Below are 13186 nucleotides of genomic sequence, written 5' to 3'. Positions count from 1 at the left end.
GTGGACGGTCACATCCGCTTCGCCACCAGCATCCTGAGTCGCCTTGGTGAAGAACTTAATCCCAATATCGATCAAGGGATTCTCGAGCTCGTCAAAAATGCCTACGACGCAGACGCCCTCGAGTGCACTGTGTCGCTAATACGCGACGAGAATAACTTGCCGCGCATCACGGTCTCTGATGATGGGGAAGGCATGAATTCGGCAGACATTGTTGACGGCTGGCTAGTTCTGGGCAGCTCGAAAAAGACGACTGGTCAGGTGACAGCACTCGGACGCAGGCCGGCAGGTAACAAAGGCCTTGGTCGACTTGCAGCGCTCAGGCTTGGTCGGCAAGCGCACATGACATCAAGACCGTCCTCCAGCAACAGTCGGTTCGAGGTTCATTTCGACTGGGACGCTTTCGATCGCGCCTCAACAGTCGACGAGACAACCGTCGTGGTTGCTGAGAACACCGATCACACAGATTTCAGGGGTACGTTGATTGAAATTGGCGACCTGCGAAAGCCGATCGGGCGAGTTGAGGTCAAGCGACTCGTGCGCTCGCTCGTCTTGTTATCCGATCCTTTCGGTGAAGACCAAAATTCCTTCCGCCCACATCTATACGCGCCAGAATTCGCAGACCTCACTCGGGTCGTCGAAGATCACTATTTCAGTGAGGCCGACTATCACCTCTCCGCTGTGCTTTCAGAGGGAAAGCTGACTGCTCAGGTTTCCGACTGGCGGGGAAACGCGCTTTACAAGGCTGAGCACGCGGAGCTGCGCGTAAAGGCCAACGGGTCGTTGTACGACGCCCCAAACCTGCACTTTGACTTGTGGGCCTTTAGCCTCGACGGCGCGACCTTCAGCACTCGATCGGCCAGCCTGGGCGAGGTCAAAGAGTGGCTCCGAAGCTTCGGTGGCGTCCATGTTTACTCCAATGGGCTACGAGTTTCTCCGTACGGGAATGCGGGCAACGATTGGCTCGAAATGAACCTGGCCAGAGCGAGAAACCCGGAGTTCCGCCCTTCCACCAATAACTCTATTGGCCGAGTAAAAGTGGACGACGTGGAAGGAGTTCTGGTCCAAAATACGAACAGATCGGGCTTCATCGAGAGCGCTGAGTTCGACGCGATCAGGGAAGCCGCTACGGACGCGATGGATTGGATGGCGCGACAGCGGCTGAATACGGCCGAGCAACGACGCCGGACCGCGGTCAAAGAGAATGCGACTGCCGCTCAGGGCACTCGACAGGACGTTCGACAACAAATCGCCGAGATCTCCGACAAGCAAAAGAAACGCGAAGTTGAAACAGCTTTTGCGAAGTACGACAAAGCTAGGGAGAAGGAGACCGACAGTCTGCGTCGAGAAGTTCAGCTCTACCGCACCCTAAGCACCGCAGGAATTACAAGCGCGACATTTGCTCATGAGAGCAATGGAAATCCGCTCAAAGTCATCGCGTACTCAACGAACGCAATTCGGTTCGGGCTCCAAAGGGACATCAAACCAGCTTACGAGGCGAAGTACGCTGCACCAATCGATAGCATCCTTAACGCAACAGCGTCCCTAAATGTGCTTTCCGCCGCGACTCTGAGTCTGATCAATCCCGACAAACGTCGGGTCGCAAAGGTTGGGCTTCACAGTGTCATCGAAAGCGTCGTCGCCACCTACCAGCCATTTCTGACGGGCCGCTCGGTCACCGTGAGTTTGGAGTTAGCTCCTGGCCGCCCTTTTGTGCGCGGGACTGATGCCGCCCTGGAGTCTGTGATCACGAACCTGATCAACAACAGCCTTTCTGCTTTCGAGCGCATCAACATACCAAAAAGGATGATTGGCATCTCATCTCGTGTCCTTGACGGCATGTGGGAGCTTACAGTTGCGGACAACGGGCCCGGCATCGAAGGCATTGCGGTAAAAGACATCTGGCTGCCAGGTGAAACCAGGCGGGATGGAGGTACGGGATTGGGGCTCACAATCGTTCGGGATGCTGTATCGGATCTCGGCGGAACCGTTGAGGCTTCCGCGCACGGTCAGTTGGGGGGCGCAACGTTTGTTGTCCGCCTAACCCTGCTTGGGGTCGATGATGAGTAGCGGGATTCAGGGGATCAGGCGAGTCATGTTGGTTGATGATGACCCTTTCGTTCGTCAGAGCCTTCGTTACCAGGTCGAATTCGCCGACCTAGAGTCGGTGGAAGAGATTGGCCCCCAACTAGGTACGCTGCCGGATTTCCTCAAGCTGCCTCGACATGCCGACGCAGCCATCAGCGACTACAAGCTGAGCCCTGGAGGCTACGCTGCTTTCAACGGCGCGGAGCTTGTATCGGCATGGCACCGCGACAATTTCCCCGCCCTGCTTTGCACTCGGTACGATCGTGCGGAAATCGCCAGGATCCGCCCCCACCTTCGGTGGATACCAGTCCTGATGGCTCCGGATGACTTGAATCCGGACAGCCTCATGGAGGGACTCGAAGCATGCCTTTTCGAGCTTGAGGGCAATTTCCGTCCGGTTCGCAGACCTTGGAGAGCGCAGGTGCATTTTGTCGAAGAGGATCCTGAATACGCAGGATCATTCTTCGTGGAGCTGCCAGCGTGGCAACGCGACGAAGTCTTTGCAGTGAAGATAAAAGACCTACCCGCAGCTCTGGGACGATCGGTCAAACCTGGCTTCCGTTGCTACGCCCAAGCAAACCTGGGCTCTGAAGACATTGACGAGATCTACCTGTGCGAATGGGAAGTGCGGTGAACGCGCTGACAACGCCCTCCGCTCTACCTTTCGGATTCCGCATTGACTGTGTCGATGTCGGTCACGGCAGTGCGATAGTTCTCACAGATGGCAACAGAGGCACGATGATCGATAGCGGGCCGGGAGGACCGATCCTCGAGTACCTGCGCGTCGAGGGTATACAGGAGATTGACACTGTCATCCTGTCTCACGCAGACAGTGACCACATTCGAGGTTTAATCGCCATGCTTGATGCGGGATTCCCCGTGAAGCGGATTGTGTTCAACAGCGATGCAGCGAAGTCAAGCAAGCTTTGGACCGCATTTGTTTACTCCGTGGACGATTTGAAGCGTAGTGGGAAGCTTTTGGAAGTAATCGAGGCGGTGGAGGGTGTGAGAATCGACACAGTCGCACCTTCGGTAAAGATTGAGCTTCTTGCCCCTCGACTCCGCCTGACCAAGATCGGAGCCGGCGGCACCGATCTTGAGCACAAACTGATCAAGTCCAACACCATGAGCGTGGTGGCTATGATCCGCGTCTCTGAGTACCCCTTGCTCCTATTTACGGGTGACATTGATTCCGTGGGTTGCGACCACCTCCTTGATTCCAAGATTGATCTGAGTGCTGACTACCTCGTTCTTCCGCACCATGGCGGCTTCATGGGGACTTCAAGCAAGACCATTCTTGCTCTGGAGGCACTGTGCTTGGCGGTCGGCCCGAAAGAGGTGTTCATTTCGAACGGACGTGGGGGCTCTCATAACCCTCAACCCGTGGTCGTAGGGACGGTGCGACAGACGATTCCACTGGCTCGTATCGCGTGTGCGCAATTGTCGACTCGCTGCGGTGCATTGCCCGGCCCAACGGACCCCTCGTCTGCCTCTCCCTACGCTCAGGGTCAGGAATCTGGGTTTAGCTGTGCAGGCACCATCCGCCTTACGAGTAGCGACGGCATACGTGTTCATCGTGACACCAGCAGACATGACGCTTTCATGGCCCGTCACGCGCCAGGGGCGCTGTGCCACAGCAAGGCAGCGCTCGCACCCGCAGTGGACGCTCCGTAGCCCGCCCTGGACCCGCCACGAGTGACCACGGCTTGCCCCAAGGAGCACGCCGTAAGTGAAAATACATCGACCAGAGCTCAGACGGTGCGACAAGGGCTCGAGGCAAGGAACATAGAGCTCTTGACATCCACAAAAACGTTTATGTAAGCTCTCACCCATCAACAAAAACGTTTTTGGGAATGGGTTCAATGATGAGCAAGCGTGTGGGTATTCGAGAGGTCGCGGCCGCGGCCGGCGTCTCTGTGACGACCGTGTCGCACTCGCTCAGCGGCGGCGGACAGCTCAGCGACGCCACTCGGGAACGTGTGAAGTCAGTGGCCGAGGGCCTCAACTACACGCCCAACCGCCTCGCCAGCGGACTCCGCAGCAAGCGCTCGCAGATCATCGGCTTCATCAGCGACGAGATCTCCACCACTCCCTACGCCGGCCGCGTTCTGCTCGGGGCGCAGGAAGCCGCTGCCGCCAACGACCAGGTGCTGATGATCGTCAACACCAGCCGCGACGACCGCCTCGAGAGCCGCGGCATCGACGCCCTGCTGCAGCACAGCGTCGACGGCATCATCTACGCCCGCATGTACCACCAGGCGGTCAAGCTGCCCGAGGCCCTCACCGGCGTACCCATCGTGCTGCTCGACGCCTACAGTGACCGGGCCGACCTCTCTTCGGTGGTTCCCGACGAAGAAGGCGCCGCCCGCACCGCGATGGAGCACCTCATCGCCGCCGGACACCGCCGCATCGGCTACCTGGGCAACATCGACGACATCCCCGCCACCCACGGCCGTCTCGCCGGATACAAGGCCGTGCTCGCCGAGAACGGCATCGCCTTCGACGCGACCCTGGTCACCGCCACCGAGTCCACCACCGGGGTCGGCCGGGAGGCCGCCGGCCAGCTTCTCGCGCTGACCGACCGACCCACGGCCCTGTTCTGCTTCAACGACCGGATGGCGATGGGCGCGTACCAGGCGGCACAGCTGGCGGGCCTGAGCATCCCCGACGACCTGAGCATCGTGAGCATCGACAACTTCGAGCTCGTGGCCGACGCGCTGCTGCCCGGGCTGACGTCCATCGCCCTGCCGCACTACGAGATGGGCCGCTGGGCCGTGGAACGGCTCGCCGCCGAACTCGCCGGCGACGGCGACTCGGAGCCGCAACAGATTCAGATGCCGTGCCCGCTCGTTTTGCGGCAGTCAGTCGGCCCGCCTCCGCGCTAACGCGGCGACGAGCCCACCTCCACACTTCGCGACCGCTGGAACGGTCACGACGATCGGCACCCCTCGCCGAGACACCCCACCCAACCGATAAAGAAGGAATGAAGATGAGACACGCAAAGAAGCGCCTGATCGTTGCGAGTTTACTTGCCACGAGTCTCGTTGCCAGCATGGCCGGCTGTGCAAACGGCACCGCCGCAAGCGGCTCCGACGGCAAGAACGGCGAACTGACCATCTGGACGCACAACGGCGGCAACACCGAAGAACTCGCCGCCGTGCAGGCCATCGTGGACGGCTACAACAAGAGCCAGGACGAGACCACGGTGAAGCTGCAGGCGTTCCCGCAGGCCTCCTACAACGACTCGGTGATCGCGGCCGCCGCATCCGGCAAGCTGCCCTGCATCGTCGACATCGACGGCCCCAACGTGCCCAACTGGGCCTGGGCCAAGTACCTCACCCCGCTCGACCTCAGCGTGGACCTGGACGAGAACCTGCCCAGCACGCTGGGCATCTGGAACGGCGAGACCTACTCGGTGGGCTACTACGACGTCGCGCTGGCGATGTTCGCCCGCAAGTCCGTGCTCGCCGAGAACGGCATCCGCCAGGCCACCATCGACCAGCCCTGGACACAGGAGGAGTTCGACGACGCACTCGCGAAGCTCAAGGCCACCGGCACCTGGAAGAACCCGCTCGACATCGGCACCGGCGACGTGGGCGAGTGGTACCCCTACGCGTTCTCCCCGCTGCTGCAGTCCTTCGGCGGCGACCTGATCAACCGCGACGACTACCAGTCGGCCGACGGCGCGCTCAACGGACCCGAAGCACTGAAGTGGGCCGAGTGGATGCAGTCCCTCGCCACCGACGGCTACATCGCCACCAAGAGCGGCGCAGACTCCGCCCTCGACTTCCAGAACAACGTCACCGCCATCCAGTACGGCGGCAGCTGGGCCGCGGCCAACAACGCCGCCGCGCTCGGCGACGACCTGGCCGTGATGCCCTCCGTCGACCTCGGCGAGGGCACCAAGATCGGTGGCGGCTCCTGGCAGTGGGGCGTGACCACCGGCTGCGCCAACCCCGAAGCAGCCATGGACTACCTCTCCTACTCGCTCTCCCCCGAGAACATCGCCGCGGTCGCGGTGGCCACCGCCACCATCCCCGCCACGGATGCCGCCGCCGCCCTGGTGCCCGGCTTCGAGGAGGGCGGCAACCTCGCCATCTTCCGCGAGTTCTCAGCCACGAGCGCGGTACTCCGCCCGGAGACCCCGGCCTACCCGTTCATCGCAACGGAGTTCACCAAGGCCACGCAGGACATCATCAACGGCGGTGACCCGCAGGGCACCCTCGACTCGGCGGTCAAGGCCATCGACGCCAACATCAAGTCCAACGGCGGCTACACGCAGAAGTAGTCGACCGCGGGGGTGCGGCTCGCCGCCGCACCCCCGCCCTCGCTCAGGGAGACTCTCATGACCAGCACGATCGAACGACCCCCGGCGGCCCCCACCGCCGGCGGCCCGGCCCGGCCCCGCCGGCCCAAACGGGACCGCACCAGCAAGACCGAGAACATCACCGGACTGGCCATGCTGGCCCCCGCGGTGCTGCTGCTGGCCCTGTTCATCTTCGTCCCGGCGATCCTCGCCTTCGGGCTCGCCTTCACCAACGCCCGGCTCATCTCGCCCTACCCGGCGGTGTTCGTGGGTCTCGACAACTTCGTGCGCCTGTTCGCGGATGCCGCGTTCTTCCGCGCGCTGCTCAACGTCGCCTACTTCGCCGTGGTCGTCGTTCCGCTCCAGGCCGGCCTCGCCCTGGTGATGGCCATCCTGGTGAATAAGAAGGTGCGCGGCACCACCTTCTTCCGCACGGTGTACTTCCTCCCGGTGGTCACCTCCATGGTCGTCGTGTCGCTGCTCTGGCTGTTCATGTACCGGCAAGACGGCCTCATCAACGTGATCATCGAACGCGTCACCCTGGGCCTGGTCACCGGCCCCGACTGGCTCAACGACACCTCCACCTCGATGCCCGCGATCATCCTCATGTCGGTCTGGCAGGGCGTGGGCTTCCACATGATCATCTGGCTCTCCGGCCTGCAGACCATCCCCGCCGACCTCTACGAAGCCGCCGACCTCGACGGCGTCACCGCCTGGCAGCGGTTCCGGTACATCACCTGGCCCGGCCTCTCGGCCACCCGCAGCCTCATCTTGGTGACCATCACCATCCAGGCGCTCAGCCTGTTCACCCAGATCAGCGTGATGACCCAGGGCGGCCCGCTCAACTCCACCACCACCGTGGTCTACGAAGCCGTGCGCAGCGGCTTCGCCCAGCAGGAGACCGGCTACGCCTCGGCGATCTCCCTCGTGTTCTTCGTCATCGTGCTGCTGATCTCGGTCGTGCAGCGCTTCCTCAGCAGAGAGAAGGCCTGATCATGGCGATCTCACAAGCAGCGATTCCCGAAGTCACGCCGGCATCCGCCCCGCATGTGGTGGTGGGCCGCAAGACGGCCAAGAAGAAGCGTGTGATCGGTGTCGGCGGCTGGATCCTCCGCATCGGCCTCACCGTGCTGTTCCTCTTCCCGATCCTGTTCATGTTCGTCTCGTCGCTCAAGCCCGACCAGCAGATCTTCGGCGACCTCTCCTCGATCGCGGCGTTCCTGCCCATCGGCAACATCTCGATGGACAACTACGCGGCCGTGTTCGACCGGGTGCCCGCCGCCCGGTTCCTGGTCAACTCCATCGGCATCTCGGCGATCACCGTAGTCGCCGGCATCCTGGTGAACAGCCTCGCCGCCTTCGCGCTCAGCCGGATGCGCGTGCGCGGCAAGACCGTCATCCTCACCCTCATCATCGCCACCCTCATCGTGCCGTTCGAGACCCTCGCGCTGCCGCTGGTGTGGTGGGTGAACCAGCTGCCCTCGTTCGAACTGACCGAGTTCGGCTTCCTCTTCACCAAGGGCTGGATCGACACCTATCAGGTGCAGATCATCCCCTTCATCGCCAACGCCTTCTCGATCTACCTGTTCCACCAGTACTTCGAGTCGATCCCCAAGGAGCTCGACGAGGCCGCCCGCATGGACGGCGCCGGCTGGTTCCGCATCTACCGGCAGGTGGTCATGCCGCTCTCCGGCCCGGCCATCGCCACCGTCGCCATCCTCACGTTCCTGCCCGCCTGGAACTCCTACCTCTGGCCACTCATGGTGGTGCAAACCGAGGAGCTGCGCCCGGTGATGGTGGGCGTGCAGTACTTCTTCCAACTCAACGTCTCCTGGGGTGAGGTGATGGCGTACTCCACGCTGATCACCCTGCCCGTGGTGGCCCTGTTCATCGCGTTCCAACGCTCATTCGTCAACAGCATCGCGTCCAGCGGTGTGAAAGGTTAGGCCCGGTTATGTCGCTCCAATTGCCCGATAAGTGGATCTGGGACTCCTGGTACGTGCAGGTCGACGGCGTCACGCACGCCTTCTACCTGCACGCCAGCAAGGCCCTGGGTGACCCGGACCGCCGGCACCGGCATCCGATCGTCGGCCACGCTGTCAGCACCGACCTCACCAACTGGACGGTCGTGCAGGACGCGATCATCATCTCGGATGCGCCCGCCTTCGACGATGGCACCACCTGGACCGGCTCGGTCGTGCGGGACGACGACGGCCTCTGGTGGATGTTCTACACCGGCACCTCCCGCGCGGAAGACACCATGGTGCAGCGGGTGGGTGCGGCCACCTCGTCCGACCTGCTCTCCTGGACCAAGGTGTCGACCGAACCGCTCGTGGAAGCCGACCCCGCGTATTACGAGAAGCTCGACCTGTCGGTCTGGCACGACGAAGCCTGGCGCGACCCGTGGGTGTTCCGCTTCCCCGGCGAGAGCACCTGGCAGATGCTGATCACCGCCCGTTCTTCTTCCGGCGACCCGCGGGTGCGCGGCGTGCTCGGTCACGCCACCAGCCCCGACCTGCGCAACTGGACGGTGCAGCCGCCGCTCAGCCAGCCCGGGCAGGGCTTCGGTCAGCTCGAGGTGTTCCAGTTCGAGGTCGTCGACGGCGTGCCTGTGCTGCTGTTCTGCTGCGGCGTCTCCGAGCTCTCCCCCGAACGCCAGGCTTCGGGCGAGGCGGGCGGCGTGTACAGCGTGCCGGTGGATGCTCGGCTGGAGCAGGTGGACTTCACCGGCTCGGTGCTGTTCGACCGCACCGACCTATACGCCTCCCGGCTGCTGCGGGATGCCGACGGCGGCTGGGTGCTGCTCGGCTTCATCAACATCGTCGACGGCGAGTTCGTCGGCACGCTGAGCGACCCGATCCCGGTCACGGCGGATCCGGTGCTCGGGTTGGTGCACCGGCCGGTCGCCGGTGCCGCCGCTCCTGGTACCGCCGTCGCCGACGACGCTCTCGCCGCCGCAGCGCTGTGAGCGGGGGCGATGCGGTGACCGGCGGCGGTGCCGGTGGAGGGGCGGGCGGCAGCGCTGTGCCCGACAACAGCAGCTCCGCGGCGACCGGCGCCGATCCGGCCGAGCGCCAGGTGCTCGTGGTGGGCGAAGCACTGGTGGATCTCGTGCAGCGGGCCGACGGCTCCCGGCACGAGGCGCCCGGCGGCAGCCCGGCCAACGTTGCCCTGACGCTGGGGCGGTTGGGGCGGCATCCGCAGCTGCTCACGCACCTGGGCGACGACGACCGCGGCCGACTGGTGCGCGGCTGGCTGGAGGAGTCGCACGTGCGGGTCACGGCGAGCGCCGCCGGGTCGACGTCCACGGCCACCGCCGTGCTGGATGCGACCGGAGCCGCCAGCTACGAGTTCGACTTGGCCTGGTCGGTGGATGCGTCGCTGGTGGGCGCGGCCGATCTGGTGCACATCGGGTCGATTGCCACGGTGATCGAGCCCGGCGCCTCCGAGGTGGCCCGTCTCGTGTCGGACCGGCGCGCGACGGCGACGATCAGCTTCGACCCGAACGTGCGCCCGGCGCTGATCGACGACGCTGACGCGGCCCGGGCGCGGGTGGAGCAGCTCGTGCGCCTGGCCGATGTGGTGAAGGTCAGCGATGAGGACCTGCGCTGGCTGCAGCCCGACCTGAGCCTGGCGGAGGCGGCGGCGGACTGGCTGGCGGCCGGGCCATCCGTTGTGGTGGTCACCCTCGGCGGCAGCGGTGCGTTCGCGCTCACCGCCGCGGGCCGGGTGTCGATCGTGGCCCCGCTCGTGACCGTGGTCGACACCGTCGGCGCCGGCGACACCTTCATGGGTGCGCTGATCGACGGGCTGCTCGAGGCCGACCTCGTGGGCGCCGACCGCCGCGACGCCCTGCGCGAGCTGCCCCTGGGGCTGCTCGAGCAGATCATGCGACGAAGCGCGGATGCCGCGGCCATCACGGTCTCCCGCCCCGGCGCCGACCCGCCCACCCGGGCGGAGCTGGCGGCAGCCTAACGCGCCGCGCGGGCGCGGGCGCGCGCTACACCGCTTCCGGGGGGGCCCTTCGGCCCTGCAACCACTGCAGTTCGCCCGGTGACACGGAGGATGATTCGGGAAGGCGGCTCTCTCCGGAGAGTGGTCACGCCGCACGATAGATGCGGCGTCGCCTCTGCAGTTCTAGGAGTTCCCATGTCCGCACGAACCCGGCTCATTTCCTCAGCCCTCGCGGTGACCGCCGTCACCCTTGTCGGCTGCGGCCAAGCCGCACCAGAGCCGAGCGCCACCCCGGCGGCGGCGCCTGCACACTGGTCCTATGACGGCGACACCGGCCCGGAGTCGTGGGGCGACGTGGACGCCGACTTCGAGACCTGCGCCGTGGGTACCGACCAGTCCCCGATCGACCTTCCGGCGTCCGTGCCCGCGGCGAGCACCAGCATCCAGCTGAGCGCGGAGACCGCGGAGGGCGACGTGTTCGACACCGGGCACGCGGTGGAGTTCGAGTCCGACGGCGAGGGCGAGACCCTCACCTTCGCCGACGACGAGTACAGTCTGCAGCAGATGCACGCGCACGTGCCGTCGGAGCACACCGTGAACGGCCAGCCGGCCGCGGCCGAGTTGCACCTGGTGAACGCGGATGCCGACAGCAAGCTGCTGGTGCTCGGCATCCTCGTCGCCGAGGGCGACGCATCCGAAGCGCTGGCGCCGTTCATCGAGGAGGCCACCCACGTGGCCGACGAAGAAGACGTGACACTGGATGTCTCGGCGGTACTGCCTGCGTCGCTGGAGAACTACGAGTACTCGGGCAGCCTGACCACGCCGCCGTGCACCGAGGACGTGCAGTGGGTGGTGCTTGGTACGCCGATCTCGATGTCCGCCGAGCAGATCGACACTCTCGAGGCGGCGCACAGCCACAACGCCCGTCCCACCCAGCCGATCGGGGACCGAGCGGTTGTGGGCGGGACCGTCGAGCTCGGGTAGCTCGGGCAGCGAGCCGCGCGGGCCCACTCGGTGCACCCTCTATAGAGGGTTCATTGGGCCATACGGGGTGCAGTGACGCCAGCGGGGCCGTCCGACTGAGGGACGGCCGCTCTGAAGGGACTACTCCGTGAGGCTGTCGACCCACTCGCGGTTCTCCTCGATCCAGGCGGCGACGGGCTTGTCGTAGTCGTCACCGGTGTAGTCCACAAGCAGGGCGGACTCGAGCGAGGTCAGCGTCGGCAGGTCGATCTCGAAGTTCGAGAGCCACTCGGCTCGGTCATCTTGGTCAGGCCCGCGCCGTGGGGAGGGTCCCGATTCGGAGCCCGAATGGCCCCGATTGCCACCGCACCGTACGCGTTCAGGCGCGGGCTGTGAGGCCCCGTCCTGCACTCGCGTCCTAGCTGTGTTGGCCATTTCGACCTGTGCAACCGTAGTCAGGCTCGCGGCGGCGACGCGAATTCGACCAATGGTGCGACGGCCGCTACAGGCGGGAGGTCATGGATTGCCTGCACCGCGCATCCTGCGGCGTCGGCGACCTGCTCCATACTTGGATGGATGGGCATCCGCCCGCCACGATTCACGGAGATGAGACCGGTGTCAGACCCCAGCCTTCGCCTGCCCAACACGCAGTTCTGCGCGGTGCTCAACCTGGGCGTGCTTCCCCTGGTGGCACCTCCCCTGCCGCCCCGCTTCGCGTACCCGGTGCTGGATGCGCAGTGGCTGGAAGACGGCGCCGCGGTCTACATCGGCTTCGAAGAGGGCGAGCTGCACTTCGACGTCACCGAGCGCGGCATCGAGCACCACTTCCACAACGCCGACGGCGTCGACAGCGACATCAGCCCGTGGCCGCGCGCCGACACCGCGAAGCTGCTGGCCTGGGCCGTGCCGTTCGTGAACCACGTGAGCGAACTGCTCGAAGAACTCACGATGGATGCCGCTGAGGCCGCCGAGTGGAGCGCCCTGGGCCTCACCGTCTATGCGACCAGCCCTGAAGAACCCGTGCAGCTGGAGGTCGTGGACCTGGAGCTCGAGGGCGAGCAGCTGATGCTGCCGTGGCTCGGCGCCGGGCACGTGGGCCACGACCATATCGACGGGCCCAACCACCCGATCGCGCTGCTCTGGAACGCCGAGCACGATGAGCCCGACCTGCCCCTGGCCTCCGCCTGGACCGACCCGACCAGCGGCCAGCCGGCCGTGCTCGCCCGGCCCGGGGTGGATTGGGACGCCGTCGGACTGCCCGAGGCCGAGGTGCTCGAGTGGCTGGAAGGCCTCTACCTCAACCACCACCTGCTCGCCGACCCCGAGGAACTCATCCTGCGGGCCGGCCTGGAGCGCATCGCGGGCATCCGCTAGCCGCATCCCGTTCCGTTCATCGACCCGTTCCGCCCTATCGACAAGGAGCCCCCATGACGAACCGACGCACCCCGCCCGCATCCAAGGCACGCACCGCGGGCCGGATCGCACTCGGCGCGATCCTCGTCTTGGCGGGCACGAGTCACCTCACCTTTGCGCGGGATGACTTTCGCGCCCAGGTACCTGAGTTCGTGCCGCTGAAGGAAGACACCACGGTGTTGCTCTCCGGCGTGGCCGAGATCTCGCTCGGCAGCGCGCTGCTGTTCGCCCCGGCCGGCCTGCGCGGCAAGGTGGGGCTGCTCGCGGCAACCTTCTTCACCGCGATCTTTCCCGGCAACATCGCCCAGGCCGTGCACCACAAGGATGCGTTCGGGCTGGACACCGACGCCAAGCGGATCGGCCGTTTGTTCGGCCAGCCGCTACTGGTGGCCTGGGCGCTGTGGAGCACCGCGGCCCTGGTGCGCCGCACCAAATAGCGGCTCAACCGCACGCTGGTTGAGCTTG

13 protein-coding genes are annotated in these 13186 nt (G+C 65.0%); 12 read left to right on the top strand and 1 reads right to left on the bottom strand.

Features of this window, described 5'->3' with window-relative positions:
• The 10 genes from DOE79_RS12195 (at nucleotide 1) to DOE79_RS12150 (ending at nucleotide 11329) form a co-directional block, all read left to right on the top strand.
• Nucleotides 1-2067 (top strand): sensor histidine kinase, encoded by a 2067-nt coding sequence (locus tag DOE79_RS12195; RefSeq protein ID WP_120338718.1) that lies wholly within the window; start codon nucleotides 1-3, stop codon nucleotides 2065-2067.
• Nucleotides 2068-2092: 25 nt separating this feature from the next.
• Nucleotides 2093-2719 carry a hypothetical protein gene (locus tag DOE79_RS12190; RefSeq protein ID WP_162942730.1) on the top strand — a complete coding sequence of 209 codons (627 nt, stop codon included), beginning with the start codon at nucleotides 2093-2095 and terminating at the stop codon, nucleotides 2717-2719.
• A 104-nt stretch (nucleotides 2720-2823) separates the two neighbouring features.
• The gene (locus tag DOE79_RS12185) at nucleotides 2824-3759 is read left to right on the top strand and encodes a ComEC/Rec2 family competence protein (protein WP_245976915.1); all 936 of its coding nucleotides are present in this window, start codon (nucleotides 2824-2826) and stop codon (nucleotides 3757-3759) included.
• Nucleotides 3760-3950: 191 nt separating this feature from the next.
• The gene (locus DOE79_RS12180; protein WP_342767920.1) at nucleotides 3951-4970 is read left to right on the top strand and encodes a LacI family DNA-binding transcriptional regulator; all 1020 of its coding nucleotides are present in this window, start codon (nucleotides 3951-3953) and stop codon (nucleotides 4968-4970) included.
• Nucleotides 4971-5137: 167 nt separating this feature from the next.
• Nucleotides 5138-6373: a sugar ABC transporter substrate-binding protein gene (locus tag DOE79_RS12175; protein WP_245976914.1), complete on the top strand. Its 1236-nt coding sequence runs from the start codon at nucleotides 5138-5140 to the stop codon at nucleotides 6371-6373.
• Nucleotides 6374-6430: 57 nt separating this feature from the next.
• Nucleotides 6431-7384 carry a carbohydrate ABC transporter permease gene (locus DOE79_RS12170; RefSeq protein ID WP_120338713.1) on the top strand — a complete coding sequence of 318 codons (954 nt, stop codon included), beginning with the start codon at nucleotides 6431-6433 and terminating at the stop codon, nucleotides 7382-7384.
• 161 nt (nucleotides 7385-7545) lie between these two features.
• The gene (locus DOE79_RS12165; RefSeq protein ID WP_420480701.1) at nucleotides 7546-8337 is read left to right on the top strand and encodes a carbohydrate ABC transporter permease; all 792 of its coding nucleotides are present in this window, start codon (nucleotides 7546-7548) and stop codon (nucleotides 8335-8337) included.
• 8 nt (nucleotides 8338-8345) lie between these two features.
• Entirely contained in the window at nucleotides 8346-9359 is a 1014-nt protein-coding gene (locus tag DOE79_RS12160) for a glycoside hydrolase family protein (protein WP_120338711.1), read from the top strand.
• A gap of 56 nt (nucleotides 9360-9415) precedes the next feature.
• Nucleotides 9416-10366 (top strand): carbohydrate kinase family protein, encoded by a 951-nt coding sequence (locus DOE79_RS12155; RefSeq protein ID WP_245976913.1) that lies wholly within the window; start codon nucleotides 9416-9418, stop codon nucleotides 10364-10366.
• 174 nt (nucleotides 10367-10540) lie between these two features.
• Nucleotides 10541-11329: a carbonic anhydrase gene (locus DOE79_RS12150; RefSeq protein WP_162942728.1), complete on the top strand. Its 789-nt coding sequence runs from the start codon at nucleotides 10541-10543 to the stop codon at nucleotides 11327-11329.
• A 120-nt stretch (nucleotides 11330-11449) separates the two neighbouring features.
• Here the strand turns inward: DOE79_RS12150 and DOE79_RS12145 are convergent, their stop codons facing one another.
• Nucleotides 11450-11743: a hypothetical protein gene (locus DOE79_RS12145; RefSeq protein ID WP_162942727.1), complete on the bottom strand. Its 294-nt coding sequence runs from the start codon at nucleotides 11741-11743 to the stop codon at nucleotides 11450-11452.
• A gap of 180 nt (nucleotides 11744-11923) precedes the next feature.
• Here DOE79_RS12145 and DOE79_RS12140 point away from each other — a divergent pair, with 180 nt between their 5' ends.
• Nucleotides 11924-12682: a hypothetical protein gene (locus DOE79_RS12140; protein WP_157109297.1), complete on the top strand. Its 759-nt coding sequence runs from the start codon at nucleotides 11924-11926 to the stop codon at nucleotides 12680-12682.
• 53 nt (nucleotides 12683-12735) lie between these two features.
• The gene (locus DOE79_RS12135; RefSeq protein ID WP_120338708.1) at nucleotides 12736-13158 is read left to right on the top strand and encodes a DoxX family protein; all 423 of its coding nucleotides are present in this window, start codon (nucleotides 12736-12738) and stop codon (nucleotides 13156-13158) included.
• Nucleotides 13159-13186: the final 28 nt, after the last annotated feature.

This window comes from Cryobacterium soli (assembly GCF_003611035.1).
In the GTDB taxonomy this organism is placed as follows: domain Bacteria; phylum Actinomycetota; class Actinomycetes; order Actinomycetales; family Microbacteriaceae; genus Cryobacterium; species Cryobacterium soli.
The sequence above is the reverse complement of the archived record's forward strand: the minus strand, read 5'-3'. Positions and strand labels throughout refer to the sequence as shown.